14 protein-coding genes are annotated in these 15827 nt (G+C 67.2%); 8 read left to right on the plus strand and 6 right to left on the minus strand.

Annotated features, from left to right (window positions below; all coding sequences use genetic code 11):
* The first annotated feature begins 208 nt into the window (after positions 1-208).
* Genes AAN986_RS00055 through AAN986_RS00075 form a run of 5 tightly spaced genes read left to right on the plus strand, consistent with a single transcriptional unit; the run spans position 209 to position 4583 of the window.
* Complete coding sequence (locus AAN986_RS00055) at positions 209-997, plus strand: 5-oxoprolinase subunit PxpA (protein ID WP_047217517.1); 789 nt, start codon at positions 209-211, stop codon at positions 995-997.
* A 53-nt stretch (positions 998-1050) separates the two neighbouring features.
* On the plus strand, positions 1051-1299 hold the full coding sequence (locus tag AAN986_RS00060) for an acetyl-CoA carboxylase (protein ID WP_012201946.1): 249 nt from the start codon (positions 1051-1053) through the stop codon (positions 1297-1299).
* A gap of 11 nt (positions 1300-1310) precedes the next feature.
* Entirely contained in the window at positions 1311-2708 is a 1398-nt protein-coding gene (locus tag AAN986_RS00065) for an acetyl-CoA carboxylase biotin carboxylase subunit (RefSeq protein ID WP_047217518.1), read from the plus strand.
* Entirely contained in the window at positions 2705-3616 is a 912-nt protein-coding gene (locus AAN986_RS00070; RefSeq protein WP_047217519.1) for an allophanate hydrolase subunit 1, read from the plus strand. Before AAN986_RS00065 ends, AAN986_RS00070 begins: the two co-directional genes overlap by 4 nt.
* The gene (locus AAN986_RS00075) at positions 3606-4583 is read left to right on the plus strand and encodes a biotin-dependent carboxyltransferase family protein (protein ID WP_047217520.1); all 978 of its coding nucleotides are present in this window, start codon (positions 3606-3608) and stop codon (positions 4581-4583) included. The genes AAN986_RS00070 and AAN986_RS00075 overlap by 11 nt, the downstream gene beginning before the upstream one ends.
* A 119-nt stretch (positions 4584-4702) precedes the next feature.
* Here AAN986_RS00075 and AAN986_RS00080 read toward each other — a convergent pair whose 3' ends face one another.
* Both AAN986_RS00080 and AAN986_RS00085 read right to left on the minus strand, forming a co-directional pair.
* A complete protein-coding gene (locus tag AAN986_RS00080) occupies positions 4703-5827 on the minus strand; it encodes a CaiB/BaiF CoA-transferase family protein (RefSeq protein WP_047217521.1) in 1125 nt (374 codons plus the stop codon).
* A gap of 133 nt (positions 5828-5960) precedes the next feature.
* Complete coding sequence (locus AAN986_RS00085) at positions 5961-6881, minus strand: LysR family transcriptional regulator (protein WP_026062803.1); 921 nt, start codon at positions 6879-6881, stop codon at positions 5961-5963.
* 126 nt (positions 6882-7007) lie between these two features.
* On the opposite strand from AAN986_RS00085, the gene AAN986_RS00090 reads away from it, so the two are divergent.
* From AAN986_RS00090 to AAN986_RS00100, 3 genes are all read left to right on the plus strand, one after another.
* Entirely contained in the window at positions 7008-7979 is a 972-nt protein-coding gene (locus AAN986_RS00090) for a tripartite tricarboxylate transporter substrate binding protein (protein ID WP_016447264.1), read from the plus strand.
* An 11-nt stretch (positions 7980-7990) separates the two neighbouring features.
* Positions 7991-8455: a MaoC family dehydratase gene (locus tag AAN986_RS00095; RefSeq protein WP_047217523.1), complete on the plus strand. Its 465-nt coding sequence runs from the start codon at positions 7991-7993 to the stop codon at positions 8453-8455.
* Positions 8456-8585: 130 nt separating this feature from the next.
* Positions 8586-8984, plus strand: coding sequence for a YkgJ family cysteine cluster protein (locus tag AAN986_RS00100; protein ID WP_013799932.1), 399 nt, complete (start codon positions 8586-8588; stop codon positions 8982-8984).
* Between the two features lie 7 nt (positions 8985-8991).
* Here AAN986_RS00100 and AAN986_RS00105 read toward each other — a convergent pair whose 3' ends face one another.
* The 4 genes from AAN986_RS00105 to AAN986_RS00120 form a co-directional block, all read right to left on the minus strand.
* On the minus strand, positions 8992-10392 hold the full coding sequence (locus tag AAN986_RS00105) for a HAMP domain-containing sensor histidine kinase (RefSeq protein ID WP_046239392.1): 1401 nt from the start codon (positions 10390-10392) through the stop codon (positions 8992-8994).
* 4 nt (positions 10393-10396) lie between these two features.
* A complete protein-coding gene (locus tag AAN986_RS00110; protein WP_017407046.1) occupies positions 10397-11101 on the minus strand; it encodes a response regulator transcription factor in 705 nt (234 codons plus the stop codon).
* Positions 11102-11254: 153 nt separating this feature from the next.
* The gene (locus tag AAN986_RS00115; protein ID WP_047217524.1) at positions 11255-12712 is read right to left on the minus strand and encodes a TolC family protein; all 1458 of its coding nucleotides are present in this window, start codon (positions 12710-12712) and stop codon (positions 11255-11257) included.
* The gene (locus AAN986_RS00120) at positions 12699-15812 is read right to left on the minus strand and encodes a CusA/CzcA family heavy metal efflux RND transporter (RefSeq protein WP_016447267.1); all 3114 of its coding nucleotides are present in this window, start codon (positions 15810-15812) and stop codon (positions 12699-12701) included. The genes AAN986_RS00115 and AAN986_RS00120 overlap by 14 nt, the downstream gene beginning before the upstream one ends.
* Between the last annotated feature and the right edge of the window lie 15 nt (positions 15813-15827).

A 15827-nucleotide genomic window follows, 5' to 3' on the forward strand; every position in this document is an offset into this window, starting at 1 on the left:
CTCAAAAATTACATGCCAGCGCGCGCAAATCCGATACCGAGGATTCACTGATCTGCAGGGTAGCGTTCATTGCAGGCAGTCGGCGTATCTGTTTTTCAGATATCGCATCGCCTGTAAATAATGCTTTTCAGCCGATTTTCAGCTCACTAATCTTCACCTTGTCCCGCATTGCTGCCATCTGGCCGTGCCAACAACACAAGGCAAAAACGTGAAGAAGACGCTGATTGATCTGAACTCCGACATGGGCGAAAGCTTCGGTCCATGGGCCATCGGCGATGGTGTGGACCAGGAATTGATGCCGTTGATCAGCTCGGCCAATATCGCCACAGGCTTTCATGCGGGTGATCCGAACATCATGCGCAAGACGGTGTTGTTGGCCCGGGAAAACGGCGTGGGCATCGGCGCGCACCCGGGCTTTCGCGACCTCGTGGGCTTCGGGCGCCGCCATATCAATGCACCGGCCGACGAGCTGGTGAACGACATGGTCTACCAGCTCGGCGCGCTGCGCGAATTCGCGCGGCTGGCCGGCATGACGCTGCAGCACATCAAGCCGCACGGCGCGCTCTACATGCATGCGGCACGCGACGAGGCGCTGTCGCGTGCACTCGTCACGGCCCTGCAGCAGATCGAACCGACGCTGCGCCTGTTCTGCATGGAATCGTCCGTCACCTTCCAGGTGGCGTGCGAATTGGGCCAGCCCGTGGCGCGCGAGTTCTATGCCGACCGCGACTACGACCTGAGCGGCTCCATCGTCTTCACCCGCCGCGTCGGCGCGCTCGACCCCGAGGCCGTGGCCGCCAAGGTGCTGCGCGCCTGCACCGAAGGCGTGGTGCGCACGGTCGAAGGCCAGGACGTGGCGATCGGCTTCGACTCGGTGTGCATCCACAGCGACACGCCCGGCGCGCTGGCGCTCGTACAGGCCACGCGCCGCGCACTGGCCGAGCACGGCATCGAAGTTGCAGGTTTTGCCGGTGCGGCTGCGCCGGCGCGGCCTTGAGTTTTCCGTTCTTCCCGCTTTCGTTCCTGTTCCCGCTTTCCAGGAGTGCATCGATGCCCGCTACCCATGAAGTCCTCAGCCCGCTGCCGGGCACTTTCTACCGCCGTTCGGCGCCTGACGCGCCGCCATTCAAGGCCGAAGGCGACACCGTGGCCGTGGGCGATGTGATCGGCCTGGTGGAGGTGATGAAGCAGTTCAGCGAAGTCACGGCCGACGTGGCCGGACGGCTGCGGGGCTTTGCCGTGGAGAACGGCGAACCCGTCGATCCTGGCCAAGCGCTGGCCGTCATCGAAACGGCGTGAGGCCCCGGACCATGACCGCCGCATTCGACAAACTGCTCATCGCCAACCGCGGCGAGATCGCGGTGCGCATCATCCGCGCCGCGAAGGAACTGGGCCTCAAGACCGTCGCCGTCTACAGCGACGCTGACGCGCAAAGCCTCGCGGTGCGCATGGCCGACGAAGCCGTGCGCATTGGCCCGGCGCATGCCACCAGGAGCTATCTGAGCGTAGACGCCATTCTTGAAGCGGCAGCCGACAGCGGCGCCGGCGCCGTGCATCCGGGCTACGGTTTCCTGTCGGAAAACGCCGTGTTCGCCGAGCGCATCGAGGCCGCGGGCCTGGTGTTCGTCGGCCCGACGCCGCACGCGATCCGCACCATGGGCGACAAGGCCGCCGCGCGCGCCGCGGCCATGAAGGCCGGCGTGCCCACCGTGCCCGGCAGCGTGGGCGTGGTGACAGACGCCGACACCGCCGTCGCGCTGGCAAAGGGCATCGGCTACCCCATCATGATCAAGGCCTCGGCCGGCGGGGGCGGGCGCGGCATTCGCGTGGCGCATGACGAAGCCGAGCTGCGCCAGCAGTTCGCCACCGCCACGGCGGAAGCGCAGGCCGCTTTCGGCAACGGCGAGGTATACCTCGAACGCTTCATCCGCCAGGCGCGCCACATCGAGGTGCAGATCCTGGGCGACGGCCAGCGCGTGGTTCACTGCTTCGAGCGCGAATGCTCGCTGCAGCGACGCCGCCAGAAAGTGTGGGAAGAAGCGCCCTCGGCCGCCATCAGCGAGGCCACGCGCGCGGCGCTGTGCGAATCGGCGCTGCGGCTGGCCCATGCCGTGGCCTACCGCGGCGCGGGCACGCTCGAATACCTGTACGACGACGACACGCGCGAGTTCTTCTTCATCGAGATGAACACGCGCATCCAGGTCGAGCACCCCGTCACCGAGATGATCACCGGCATCGACCTCGTGAAGGAGATGCTGCGCATCGCGCTCGGCCAGCCGCTGCGCCTGCAGCAGGAAGACATCCGGCTGACCGGCGCGGCCATCGAGGTGCGCATCAACGCCGAGAACGCCGCGAAGAACTTCATGCCGAGCCCGGGCCTTGTGTCGCAGCTCGTGGTGCCGGGCGGCCCCGGCGTGCGCTTCGACACCATGCTGTTCCCCGGCTGCACCGTGCCGGCGTACTACGACTCGCTGCTGGGCAAGCTGATCGTGCACGACACCGATCGCGCCGGTGCGCTGGCCCGCATGCGGCGCGCGCTCGACGAGCTGCAGGTCGAAGGCATCCACACCACGATCCCGCTGCACCGCGCACTGTGCGAGGACGCGGGCGTGGCGCAGGCCGCATTCCACACGGGCTTTCTCGAAACCTGGCTGGCGGTGAATCCGCTGGCCGACGCACCCGCTCCACTTGCGGAGGTGAACGCATGACCGCTGCCAGCACCCTCCCCGCCCAGGCCCGCTACAGCTTCGGCGGCGACGAGCACCTGTTCGTCGAGATCAGCGAAGAGATGTCGCTGCCCGCGTTCTTCAAGGGCATGGCCATCTGCAATGAGCTGCGCCGCCGCGCACAGGCGGGCGAGATCACGGGCGTGACCGAGATCTGTCCCGCCAACGCCGCCTACCTCGTGCGCTTCGACCCCGATGCGATCGCGCCCGACGCACTGCTCGCCATGCTCAAAGACATCGAAGCGGGCCTGGGCGATGCCGACCTGCAGATGCAGACGCGCATCGTCGAGATTCCCGTGCTCTACAACGACCCGTGGACACACGAGACGCTGATGCGCTTTCGCGAGCGGCACCAGGACCCGTCAGGCACCGACATCGAGTACGCGGCGCGCATCAACGGCCACGTCTCGGTCGAGGCCTTCATCGAGGCGCACTCGTCGGCGCCCTGGTTCGTGTCGATGGTCGGCTTCGTGGCCGGCCTGCCCTTTCTGTTCCAGATGGTCGAGCGCCAGCGCCAGATCCAGGTGCCCAAGTACCTGAGCCCGCGCACCGACACGCCCAGGCTCACGCTGGGCCACGGCGGTTGCTTCAGCTGCATCTACTCGGTGCGTGGTGCGGGCGGCTACCAGATGTTCGGTGTCACGCCCGCGCCCATCTTCGACCCGGCGCAACGGCTGTCCTACCTGAAGGAGCTGATGGTGTTCTTCCAGCCCGGCGACATCGTCAAGTACAAGCCCATTGACCGCGCCGAGTACGACCGCCAGATCGCGCAGGTCGAGGCCGGCACCTACGCGCTGCGCATCGCACCAGTGTCGTTCTCGCTCAACGATTTCCTGGCCGACCCGGGCGGCTACAACCAACAGCTCCTGAAAGTGCTCCATGGCGATTGAAGTGCTCAAGCCCGGCCTCGCGACCAGCGTGCAGGACGCCGGCCGCCCCGGCTACTACCACCTGGGCATTCCGCTGTCGGGTGCGCTCGACCAGCAAAGCCTGGTGCTCGCAAACCTGCTGGTCGGCAACGACGAAGGTGCGGCCGTCATCGAAAGCACGCTGCTCGGGCCCGAGCTGCAGTTCGACGCGCCCGCGCTGGTGGCCGTGACCGGCGCCGACGCGAAGATCAAGCTCAACGGCAATGAGGTGCCACGCAATACCGCATTCGCGGTGCAGGCCGGCGACAGGCTCGGCTTCGACTTCATGAAACTCGGCGCGCGCATGTGCATCGCCGTGGCCGGCGGCATCGACGTGCCGGTGGTGCTGGGCAGCCGCTCGACCTACGGCCTGGGCGCATTCGGCGGCTTCAACGGACGCAAGCTGCTGGCCGGCGACAGACTGCCCGTGGGTGTACCGTCCGCCGCCGCCCGCGCGGGTCGCACGGTGCAGGCCGCATTGCTGCCGGTGCTCGACAAGGAAGTGGTCCTGCGTGTGCTGCCGGGCATCTACTTTCACCGACTGCAGGAGGTGTCGGTGCAAAGCTTCTTTGCCGACACCTGGACCGTCGGTTCCGAGGCCGACCGCATCGGCTACCGCTACAAGAACGGCACGCCGCTGAAGTTCCACGAGCGCACGCCGCCATTCGGCGCGGGCGACGACCCGTCGAACATCGTCGATGCGGGCTACCCGTACGGTTCCATCCAGGTGCCGGGCGGACGCGAACCGATCATCCTGCACCGCGATGCGGTCTCGGGCGGCGGCTACGCGATGGTCGGCACCGTCATCAGCGCCGACATGGATCTCATCGCCCAGATGCAGCCAAACCACAAGGCACGCTTTGTCGAAGTCGATATGGCGCAGGCGCTCGAAGCACGCGCCGAGCGGCGGCGAAGAATCGAGCGCTTGCGCGCAGCGCTCGCGGCCTGAGCGCGACCCTCTTCGTCCCTCTCAAGAGAGCCGATGACAACCAAGGAAGCGGTCGAGTTCGCCACGCTCGAATGGGTTGCGTCGTTCAACCACCATCGCCCGCCTGGACCCATCGGGCATCACTCTTGCCGGCCTCGAGCCTGCCCGCCAAACTCCTCCCACAGCGCCTGCGTATGCTCGCCCAGCGCGGGCACGGCGCCCATGGCGGCTTCGGCATCCGACAGCGTGGCCGGGGGCAGCAGGGCCTGGACGCTGCCGGCGGGCGTGGCGACTTCGCGCCAGCGTTGGCGTGCCTTCAGCTGGGGATGGCTCCAGACCGCGTGCATGTCGTTGAGCGGCGCGTTGGCGATGCCGCCTGCATCCAGGCGCTGCATGGCCTGTTCGCGGCTCAGGTGGGCCAGCACGGATGCGATCACCGCATCGAGTTCCGCACGGTGCGCCACGCGCTGCAGGTTGGTGGCAAAGCGCGCGTCCTGCGCCAGCGCGGGCTGCTGCAGCACATGGGTGCAGAAGCTGTGCCATTCGCGGTCGTTCTGCAGGCCGAAGATCAGGCTCTGGCCGTCACCGGCCGTGTACTGGCCATAGGGCGCGATGGAAGGATGGGTCAGCCCGCTGCGCGCGGGCGCCGTGCCGCCGTAGTGGGCGAAGTTCAGCGGGTAGGCCATCCATTCGGTCAGCGCCTCCAGCATGGACACCTCCACGCGCAGGCCCCGTCCGGTGCGGGCGCGCTGCAGCAGGGCGGACAAAATGCCCGAGTAGGCATACATGCCGGCCGCGATGTCGGCGATGGAAATGCCCACGCGTGCGGGCTGGTCGGGCGTGCCCGTGACCGAGATCAGGCCGGCTGCCGCCTGGATCAGCAGGTCATAAGCCTTCCTGTCGCTGAGCGGTCCGCCCTCGCCATAGCCCGATATATCGCAGACGATGAGACGCGGATATTTTTCATGCAGGCTGTCGAAATCCATGCCCATTCTCTGCATGGCACCCGGGGCCAGGTTCTGGATCAGGATATCGGCGTTTTCCAGTATTTTCCCGACGATATGCTGCCCCTCGGCGGTCTTGATATCCGCAGCCAGGCTTTGCTTTCCCCGATTGGCCCAGACAAAAAAGGATGATTCACCATGGACCTTGTCGTCATAGCCCCGTGCAAAATCCCCATCGGGCAATCGCTCCAGCTTGATGACCCTGGCACCCAGGTCCGCCAGCTGCCGGCTGGCAAAAGGCCCTGCCACGGCGTGTTCCATGGCCAATACCGTCAAACCATCCAATGGGCGTGTCTGCATTTTCTTGAACGAGGCGAATATTCGATTCGCCGCATTCTAGAAGTGCGACCATCACCCAGCCAGTCGGCATTTTCTAAGCGGAATTTCAAATCTTCTAAGGCAGGGATTCCTGCACGGCGCCTTCCTCGGGCAAAGGCTGGGCCGCCACATAGGCCACGAAATCGCGGGCATAGGCGGGCAGGGTTTCGGGTTCGCGCGTGACCACCTTCTGCTCGCGCTGCGCCCAGGCCTCGTCCAGGCCCACGGCAGCCAGCCTGCGCGCCTGCAGCGCCGGCCGGGCAATGGAGCGCGGCACCAGCGCAATGCCCACGCCTTCCTGCACGCACTGCAGCACGGCCTCGAATGTTGGTGCGTGCACACGTACCCTTGGATTCATGCCCAGCCTGGAAGCCATGCCTTGGAGGTAGAGGAAGTTGCTGGTCTTGCGGCCGATCGAGACCAGGTCGTAGGTCAGCGCAGTTTCCAGCGGCACCCTGCTGCTGGCGGCCAAGGGGTGGCCAGCGGGCACCACAAACACCAGTTCATCGTGGCCATAGGTGATGGCGTGCAGGCCATGCAGATCGATCTGGCCGGCCACCAGGCCCACATCGGCACTGCCGTCGAGCACGGCGCGCACCGTGTCTTCGCTCAGGCGCTCCTCCAGGTCCACATTGACGTTCGGATAATGGGCCAGATAGCGGCTGAGCACGGGCGCGATTCCCGTCAGCGTGCTGCTGTTGGCAAAGACGCGGATATGGCCTGATATTCCGTTGATGTGTCTTTGCATTTCTCCGTGCAGGCGGTCCACACTGCCGAAAATGGAATCGGCGTATTTCTTGACCGTCATTCCCGCCGGGGTCAGCACCATGCCTTTGGACGTTCTTTCAAACAGCGATGCGCCCATGGCCTGCTCCAGATTCTTGAGCCGGTAGCTGGCCGATGGCGCCGTCAAATGCATTTCAGCCGCGCCTGCGCTGAGGCTTTTGGCCTGGGCAATCGCAAGGAAAACCCTGAGATCCGTCAATTCATATCGCATCCGTTGCATGCCCGCCGGGAGCATTTCCTTGGTGTTAGACGGTTTCTAACCGCCCTATCAATGATTCGACTGGCCGCATTGGCAGCGCATTTCTATAGTCGGCGCCAGGAGACAACGGAGAAAATTATGGACTTCAAGACGGCAAGACGCCAAACCCTGATCACCGCCTTGCTTCTGGCCGCAGGCGCGGCCGCAGCGCAGGACTATCCTGCGCGCCCCATCAAGCTGGTGATTCCCTACGCGGCAGGCGGCCCCACCGACACCTTCGGCCGCGCCATGGCCGATGTCTGGAGCCAGAAGCTGGGCACGCCCGTGGTGATCGAGAACCGCACGGGTGCCGGCACCCTGGTGGGCACGGAGGCGGTTGCCAAGGCAGCCCCTGACGGCTACACCCTGCTGCTGACCACGGTGGCGCATGCCGTCAATCCCTATATCCACGACAAGCTGGGCTACCGCACGGAGGAAGACTTCGCGCCTGTGGGACTGCTCGCCAGGGCGCCGCTGGTGCTGGTGGTGGACAAGCGGCTGCCCGTGCAGAGCCTGCCGGATTTCCTGGCCTATCTGCGGGCGCGGCCCGGCCAGGTCAGCTATGCATCGGCGGGCGTGGGCAGCGCACCGCACCTGGGCGCGGAGCTGCTGAACCTGATGGCGGGCACCCGGGCCCAGCATGTGCCCTACCGGGGCAGTGCGCCAGCCATACAGGACCTCATCGGCGGGCACCTGGCCTTCATGCTGGACAGCGCGCCCACAGGCCTGGCCCAGGTCAAGGCGGGCACGGTGCGCCTGCTGGCCACCACCATGGCCCAGCGCCTGCCGCAGACGCCCGACACGCCTGCCATTGCCGAGCAGGTGCCCGGCTACGAGGCCTATACCTGGAACGCCGTGTTCGCCCCCGCAGGCACGCCGCCAGCGCTGATTGCCCGCCTGCAGTCCAGCCTGCAGGCCACGGTGGACGATGCCGGGCTGCAGAAAAAGGCCTACGACATGGGCCTGGTGCTGGAAAAGCAGCCGCGCCCCCAGGCGCTGGCCGCCTTCCTCAAGCAGGAGCTGGACAAATGGGGCAAGGTCGCCCGGGCCGCCCACATGAGCGCGAACTGAGGAGAGTCGCCATGCCACGCCACCCATCCCTGTGCGCCCAGCGCTACTTTGAAGACTTCGCGCTGGGCGAGGTCTTCGCCCTGCCATCGCGCACCATGACCGACGCCCTGTTCGCCGCCTTCCAGCTGGCCAGCGGCGACAACCATCCCGTGCACTACGACGTGGAGTACTGCCGTGCGCGCGGCATGCCCCATATGCTGGCCCACGGCTACCAGGTGGCCATACAGACGGCGGCAGGCGCCGGCCTGTTCCCGCACATGGTCGAGGAATCGCTCAAGGGCTTTCTGGAGCAGGGCAGCCGCTTCCTGGCCCCCGTCCATGTGGGCGACACGCTGTACTGCACGCTGACGGTGTCCGAGCTCAAGCCCGGCAACACCACGGGCGTGCTGACCCTGGCCACCGAGGTGCTGAACCAGCGCGCCGAGCGGGTGTCCGACGGGTTTCAGAAATACCTGTTGAGGAAGCGGCCGGCCTGAAGGCCAGGGGATGGATGCAGGGGCGGCGTCCCCCAAAGACCCGCCCCCTCGCTTGGCTACGCCGGCGCGGCAACCGCCGCCAGGCTTTCTGGCGAAAAATAGCGGCCCTGCACACGCCCATCGCCCACCCATGAGATCCCCCATCAGCATCGTCGACGTCGACCGCCTCGACTCCTGGAGCAAATACAAGCCCGGCATGTGCGACAGCTGTGCGGCCAACTGCTGCACCATGCCGCTGGAGGTGCAGCTGCCCGATCTGGTACGGCTGGAGCTGGTGGATCCGTTCGAGGTGGACAACGTGGAGCCCAAGCTCATCGCCAAGCGGCTGATGAAGATGCGCTTGATCGACCACTACAACCCCAAGCACAACATCTTCACCATGGCGCGGCGCGCCAGCGGGGACTGCAATTTCCTGGATGCCAAGTCGCGGCGCTGCACGGTCTACGACAAGCGGCCCGAAACCTGTCGCCTGCACCCCAAGAAGGGGCCCAAGCCCGGCTTTTGCGCCTACGGTCACAAGGACCGCTGAAACGGCTTCAGGCCGTGGGCAACCCGGGCAGCCAGATCCTCGCCTGCAGGCCCGGATGCATGTTCTCGAAGCCCAGCTTGCCGCCATGCAGCTGCACGATGGCCAGCACGCTGGCCAGGCCCAGGCCATAGCCTTCGCGGTCCGATTCGGCGCGGTAAAAACGGGTGCTCATCTTCTCGCGCGTCTGCGCGTCCACGCCGGGGCCGCGGTCCTGCACGATGATTTCCACGCCCCATGCGCCGCCGTCCATGCCGTGTTCGTGGGCCACGCCCGCGCGCAGCAGCATGTCGGCGCCGTGGTCGCTGTCGGGCAGTGATCCGTACTTGATGGCGTTGTCCACGAGGTTGGCCACGGCGCTGGCCAGCAGGTCGCCGTCGCCCAGCGCCATGGGCGTGCCTTCGACCTGCAGCCGCAGCACGCCGCCTGCGTCCTCGACCAGCGGTTCGTAGAACTCCACCACGTCGACCAGCAGGGCGCGCAGGTCCACGGGCGCGAAGTTCTTGCGGCTGGCGCCGCTTTCCACTTCGGCAATCTGCAGCAGCTTGTCGAAGACCACGCCCAGCTCGGCCACTTCCTGGGCCACCAGCGCCAGCGTCTCGTTCTTTTCCTCGGGCGTGGCCTGCTGGGCATTGCGCAGGCGCAGCAGGATGCGCGTCAGCGGCGTGCGCAGGTTGTGGGCGATGGTGTTGGAGACATGGCGTATGCCGTCCATCAGCAGTTCCAGCCGGTCCAGCATGGTGTTGATGTCGCGGTTGAGCAGCGTGAACTCATCGTCGCGGCGCGTGACCGGGATGCGCTGGCGCAGGTCGCCCGTGGCCACGCGCGCCATGGTGCTGCGGATGTCGGCGGCACGCTCTTCCACCACGCGCCGGAAGGCCCCGGCGCCCAGTACGGCCATGCCCAGGGCCACCAGGCCGGCCAGCAGGCTGGCGCGGCCGAACAGCTCCTCCACATCGCTTTGCACCTGCATGTCGCTGCCCACGGCCAGCAGCTTGCCGTCGGACAGCTGGGCCACGGCCACGCGGCCCGCGATGATGCGGCCGTTGCGCCGCACCTTGAGATCGCGCACGCCCATCTCCGTCAGGCGGCGTGCGGGCACCACGTCGGCGTTGCCGATGATGGGATTGCCGTCGCCATCCATGAGGATGAGGATTTCGGTATCGGTGTTGACGCCGTCCAGCAGGGTCTGCTGGATCTCGGCCTCCAGCGCGGGCTCGCCGTACTTGTCGCGGTGCTCGACCAGGCGGCGCATGTGGTTCTCGGCCTGCCTGTCCATGCGCATGCGCAGCACGCCCACGGTCTGCACGTAGAACACCGACAGCACGATGGACATGGTCAGCACCAGCAGCACGCCGTAGGTCAGCGCCAGCCGGAAGGCCGTGGAGCTCCAGGGCTTGGCCAGCGACATGGGATCAGGCCACCTGCGGCAGGTCCTGCGGCCGGTCCGACAGGCTGTAGCCCACGCCACGCACGGTGTGGATCAGCGCGGGCTCGAAGCCCTTGTCCACCTTGCCGCGCAGGCGGCTGATGTGCACGTCGATGACATTGGTCTGCGGGTCGAACCGGTAGTCCCACACCGACTCCAGCAGCATGGTGCGCGTGACGATCTGGTGCGCGTGCTGCATCAGAAAGGCCAGCAGGCGGAACTCGCGCGGCTGCAGCGCCAGCGGCTGGCCCGCGCGCTCGGCGCTGCGCGTGAGCAGATTCAGCCGCAGGTCGGCCAGGCGCATCTCGCGCGCGGGGGCCGGGATCTGGGCGCGGCGCACCAGGGCCTCCAGGCGCGCCGAGAGTTCGGAGAAGGCAAAGGGCTTGGTCAGGTAGTCGTCGCAGCCGGCCTTGAGGCCGCGCACGCGCTCGTCCGTGGCCGACAGGGCGCTGAGCACCAGCACCGGCGTCTGCTTGCCCATGGAGCGCAGCGTCTGCAGGATCTGCAGGCCGTCGAAGCCGTTGGGCAGCATGCGGTCGAGGATGATCACATCCCAGCTCTCGCCCACGGCCATGGCGATGCCCTGCACACCATCGCTGCACACCGCCACCTGCGCGCCCTGCTGGCGCAGGCCTTCGGCGATGTAGCGCGCGTTCAGCGCGTCGTCTTCGATGATGAGATAGCGGTACATGCGGGCGGCAGGGCCTGACTCGAAACTGAGGCAGACACTATACGGCGCGCCAGACTCCGCCGAGATCGGTGGGGATGCCGGCATGTTGACCACCTCTTTCCAGCTAGGGGCAGGGCCGCGCGGCATCCCAAAGCACCGCGCCGCATGAAACCGTCAGGGCGCAGCCCACATCGGCAGATCGCCGCTGGCCACGCGCACCTGCCACTCGGCCAGCATCATTTCCTTGACCAGGTCCAGGTGCTCCAGGCGGTGCTCGTTGATCGATGCCAGCGAATCGATCAGCTCCAGGATGGAGCCCTGGCCCAGCTTGTAGGCGTCCTGGGCCATCTGGTTGAGCGGCGCGATCTGCGCCAGGCCCTGCTTTTCGTAGGCGCGCACGGCATCGCGGCGCAGCTTCAGCTGCCTGATGGCGCGCTGCAGCTCGGTACGCGCCTCGATCAGCGCGGCGTCGTAGCGCAGCTGGGCCTGCTCGGCCTCCACCTGGGCACGCGCGATGGGGCCTTCGCGGCGATCGAACAGCGGCAGCTCCACCGACACGCCGATCTGGTTGTAGTTGCCGTCCAGCCGGTTGCGCACCCGCGCCACGCTGATGCTGGGCGTGGGCAGGGCTTCGCGGCGTTCCAGCTCGACCTTGTGGCGCAGCTGGTCCAGCTCGGCCTGGGCGGCCACCAGGGCCGGCAGGCGCAGGCGCGCGGCCTCCCAAAGTTCCTGCTCGTGCAACAGCTGGGCCACGGGAACGGCCTGCAGGCTGCCCGTGGCGCGCGGTGCCCACTGGGGCAGGGCGGCCAGGGCGGCGGCGTGCGAGGCGGCATCCTGCCAGTCCGACTGGGCCTGGCTGACCTGCATGGCCATCTGGGCCTGCTGCAGGCTCAGGCGCGCGCCGTCATAGCGGCTGCGCGCACCGGCCTCGATCTGTCCGCGCACGATATTGCCCGCGCTGTTCAGGGCCTCCTGCGCCTCTTGCCAGACCTTCAGGCGCTGCTGCGTCATCAGCAGGTCGATGAAGGCCGTGGCTGCATCGTTGAGCGTGGTGGCCACGGCCACCTCGACATTGGCGCGCGCCGCCGTCTCGCCCTTGCGCGCGTTCTCCATGCGCAGGCGCCGCTGGCCGAAAATGGGCAGCGGCTGCTCTATGCCCCACTGCTTCTCGCCCGGCTTGCTGCTGTACGACGCCGAAGGATTGGGAAACGCCGCCGCCGTGCGGCTGTCCGCCTGCGCAATCCCGATCTGCAGTCGCTGCGCAGCCAGCTGGGGCTGGTTGCGCACCACCATCTGCAGATACTCCTGCATCCCCACCGGCTGCTGCGGCGCAGCCGCCGGAGCCACCTCGGAGGCAGGCGCCGCAGTGGTGGCCGGCACAGCCGCCCCGCCCGGTACAGCGGGTACAGCGGGTACAGCGGGTACAGCCTGCTGCGCAAGCGCAGAACCCGTCCCCCAGCACAGCGCCACAGCCACAAACAGGGCCCGATAACGGGCGCTGCCTGCAAAACCGGCGCGACCAAAAGCCAGGGACGCCGAGCAAGAGCCGCCTCGCGGCGAGGGCGTCGTCCCCCCCGCGAAGCGAGAGGGGGAAGCGGCGAAGCCGCTCAGGGGGCTATCACTCTTTTTCATCGAGTTCTTCCTGCGTCAACATGTTCTTGGGGCCCAGCAGCGCATAGAGCACGGGCAGCAGCACCAGGGCCACCAGGGGCAGCACCACCATGCCGCCCACGATCACGGAGGCGAAGGGCTTTTGCGTCTCGCTGCCCACGCCCGTGGACAGCGCCATGGGCAGCAGGCCCAGCAGCGCCAGCAGCGCCACGAGCACGATGGAGCGCATGCGCTCGGCAGCGCCCTCGACCAGGGCCTGCATCATGGGCATGCCCTGCCGTCGCAGCTCCTCCACGGCCGAGATCACCAGCAGCCCGGCCAGCGCCACCTGCCCCAGCAAGGCAATGAAGCCGATGGCCGCGCTGATGGACAGCTCGATGCCCGCCAAGTGCAGGGCCGCGATGCCGCCCACCATGGTGAAGGGCGCGCACAGCAAGATGATGCCGGCGCTGCGCGCCTGGCCCAGCGCGCCGAACAGCAGGGCGTAGACGATGATCAGCGACAGCGGCACCACGATCTTCAGGCGTGCGGCCGCGCGCTGCTGGTTCTCCCACTCGCCGCCCCAGACGGCCTGGTAGCCCTCGGGGATCTTCACGTTCTTCTTGAACGTGGCCAGCGTGTCCTTGACCACGGAGCCGATGTCACGGCCTTCCACGTTGAACTTGAGCGCCATGTAGCGTGCATTGCCTTCGCGGAAGATGGAGGAGTTGCCGATCTTGATGGCCACCTGGCCCACGGAGTGCAGCGGCACCGAGCCGCCCGCAGCGCCATTGGGCAGGGGGATGGCGATGTTGCGGATGCGTTCCTCGTCCATGCGGTCCACGTAGGGCAGGCGCACGCGCACGGGCACGGGGTACTCGCCTTCCCACAGCGTGGTGGAGATGTTGCCGGCCAGCGCGGCCTCCAGCGTCTTTTGCGCGGTCTCCATGGCAATGCCCTGGCGCGCCAGCGCCTGGCGGTCGAACTCCACGTGCACCTGGGGCGCAGGCGCGTCGCGGTACAGGCCCAGGTCGACCACGCCGTCGATGTCCTTCACCAGGTCCACGGTCTGCTGCAGGATGGAGCGCAGCTGCGGAATGTCGGGGCCGAAGACCTTGAGCACCACCTGGCCGCGCGCGCCGGACGTCGATTCCTCCACGCTGTCGCGGATGGGCTGGGCGAAGTTGAACGACACGCCCGGAATCTCGCTGAGCGTGGCGCGCATCTGCTCGATGAGCTGGGGCTTGGTCAGGCCCTTGCGCCATTCGCCGTGGCCCTTCAGGCGCACCAGCACCTTGGCCAGGTTCAGCGTCTCGTTGTCGGTGCCGGACTCGGGACGGCCCTGCTCGGTGGTGACGGTGATGACCTCGGGGAAGGTCTTCAGGCGCAGGCGCACGTCGCGCAGCACTTCCTGGCCCTTTTCCAGCGAGATCGATGCCGGCATCTGCACCAGCACGTAGGCGTCGCCTTCATCGAGCTCGGGCAGGAATTCCGTGCCCAGCCAGGCCGCCGACAGGCCTGCCGCCACCAGGATGGCCAGCGAGGCGACCACCACCATGACACGGCGCCGCCCGGCGCCCAGCAGGCTGCCGATCCAGTGCTGGTAGCCGTGGTGCGCGCGGTCGAAGATCTTGGGCTCTTCCACCATCACGTGCTGGGGCTTGAGGAACAGCGCGCACAGCGCCGGCACCAGGCCCATGGCGAAGACCAGGGCACCCAGCAGCGCGAAGCTGTAGGTCATGGCCAGCGGACGGAAGATGCGGCCCTCGATGCTTTCCAGCGAGAACACGGGGATCAGCGCCGCGATCACGATGGCCATGGCGAACAGCGTGGGCTTGGCCACGGCCACGGCCGAGTCGATGATGATGTGGCGCATGTCCGCCTGCGTCTGCGGCTTGCGCAGGCGGGCGTTGCGGATGATGTTCTCGGCCAGCACCACGGCGCCGTCCACCATGATGCCGAAGTCGATGGCGCCCATGGAGATCAGGTTGGCCGGCATGCCCAGCAGGTGCAGGCCGATGAAGGCCACCAGCAGCGACAGCGGGATCACCGTGGCCACGATCAGCGAGCCGCGCAGGCTGCGCAGGAACAGCCACAGCACGCCCACGATCAGCGTGGCGCCGAACAGCAGGTTGTGCTGCACCGTGCCCAGCGTGTGGCCGACCAGATCGGAGCGGTCGTAGTTGGTCTCCATGTGCATGCCCTCGGGCAGGCCGCCGTCATTGAGCGCGGCCACCTTGGCATGGATCTGGTCCAGCACCACCGAGGGGTTCTCGCCGCGCTTGAGCAGCACGATGCCCTGGACCACGTCGTCGGCATCGTCCATGCCCACCGAGCCCTGGCGCGGCGTGTGCGACTGCACCACGCGCGCCACGTCGCCAATGGTCACGGGCGCGCTGCCGCGCATGGCCACGACCACGCCCTGGATCTCCTGCGGCGTGCGCAGCAGGCCGATACCGCGGATGATCAGCGACTGCTCGCCGCGGCGCATCAGGCCGCCGCCCACGTTGCGGTTGGACTTGGACAGGGCATCGCTCACGTCTTCCAGCGACAGGCCCAGCGCATACAGCTTCTCGGGATCGACCTCGACGTGGTACTCCTTGACGAAGCCGCCGATGCTGACCACATCGGCCACGCCCTGCACCTGCTTGAGCACGCGCACCACGCGCCATTCCTGCTCGGTGCGCAGCTGCGCCAGCGTGTGGCGGTCGCTCTTCAGGCGGTAGTAGAAGATCTTGCCCAGCGGCGTGTAGTCGGGCGCCATCTCGGGCGTGACGCCGTCGGGCAGATTGGCCTGGGGCAGGCGCTGCGACACCTCGGCGCGCGCATGGAAGCTGTCGGCCTCGTCATTGAAGACGAGGTTGATCATGGCCAGGCCGAAGTAGCTCTCCGAGCGCAGCGACACCAGGCCCGGCGTGCCGTTGAGCTCGCGCTCCAGCGGCTGGGTGATCTGGCGCTCCACCTCTTCGGGGGCCAGGCCCGGCGCCTGGGCAATCACGCCCACCTGCACATTGGTCACATCGGGATAGGCCTCGATGGCCGTGTGCAGGTACGAATACACGCCATAGATGGCGATGATCAGGGTGGCGCACAGGGCGACGAGCCGCCGGTGCACCACAAACGCTATCAGGGAACGCAGCATTGATGGGACTCCTTG

Origin of the sequence: Delftia sp. DS1230 (assembly GCF_040112715.1) — a bacterium.
Taxonomy (GTDB): domain Bacteria; phylum Pseudomonadota; class Gammaproteobacteria; order Burkholderiales; family Burkholderiaceae_C; genus Comamonas; species Comamonas tsuruhatensis.

Excerpts from the sequence above, each read along its gene's own strand:
- AAN986_RS00110 (WP_017407046.1), bottom strand. The coding sequence starts at position 11,101 with ATGTACCGCTATCTCATCATCGAAGACGACGCGCTGAACGCGCGCTAC.
- AAN986_RS00075 (WP_047217520.1), top strand. The coding sequence starts at position 3,606 with ATGGCGATTGAAGTGCTCAAGCCCGGCCTCGCGACCAGCGTGCAGGAC.
- AAN986_RS00080 (WP_047217521.1), bottom strand. The coding sequence starts at position 5,827 with ATGGAACACGCCGTGGCAGGGCCTTTTGCCAGCCGGCAGCTGGCGGAC.
- AAN986_RS00065 (WP_047217518.1), top strand. The coding sequence starts at position 1,311 with ATGACCGCCGCATTCGACAAACTGCTCATCGCCAACCGCGGCGAGATC.
- AAN986_RS00090 (WP_016447264.1), top strand. The coding sequence starts at position 7,008 with ATGGACTTCAAGACGGCAAGACGCCAAACCCTGATCACCGCCTTGCTT.
- AAN986_RS00105 (WP_046239392.1), bottom strand. The coding sequence starts at position 10,392 with ATGTCGCTGGCCAAGCCCTGGAGCTCCACGGCCTTCCGGCTGGCGCTG.
- AAN986_RS00095 (WP_047217523.1), top strand. The coding sequence starts at position 7,991 with ATGCCACGCCACCCATCCCTGTGCGCCCAGCGCTACTTTGAAGACTTC.
- AAN986_RS00120 (WP_016447267.1), bottom strand. The coding sequence starts at position 15,812 with ATGCTGCGTTCCCTGATAGCGTTTGTGGTGCACCGGCGGCTCGTCGCC.
- AAN986_RS00070 (WP_047217519.1), top strand. The coding sequence starts at position 2,705 with ATGACCGCTGCCAGCACCCTCCCCGCCCAGGCCCGCTACAGCTTCGGC.
- AAN986_RS00115 (WP_047217524.1), bottom strand. The coding sequence starts at position 12,712 with ATGAAAAAGAGTGATAGCCCCCTGAGCGGCTTCGCCGCTTCCCCCTCT.
- AAN986_RS00085 (WP_026062803.1), bottom strand. The coding sequence starts at position 6,881 with ATGCGATATGAATTGACGGATCTCAGGGTTTTCCTTGCGATTGCCCAG.
- AAN986_RS00060 (WP_012201946.1), top strand. The coding sequence starts at position 1,051 with ATGCCCGCTACCCATGAAGTCCTCAGCCCGCTGCCGGGCACTTTCTAC.
- AAN986_RS00100 (WP_013799932.1), top strand. The coding sequence starts at position 8,586 with ATGAGATCCCCCATCAGCATCGTCGACGTCGACCGCCTCGACTCCTGG.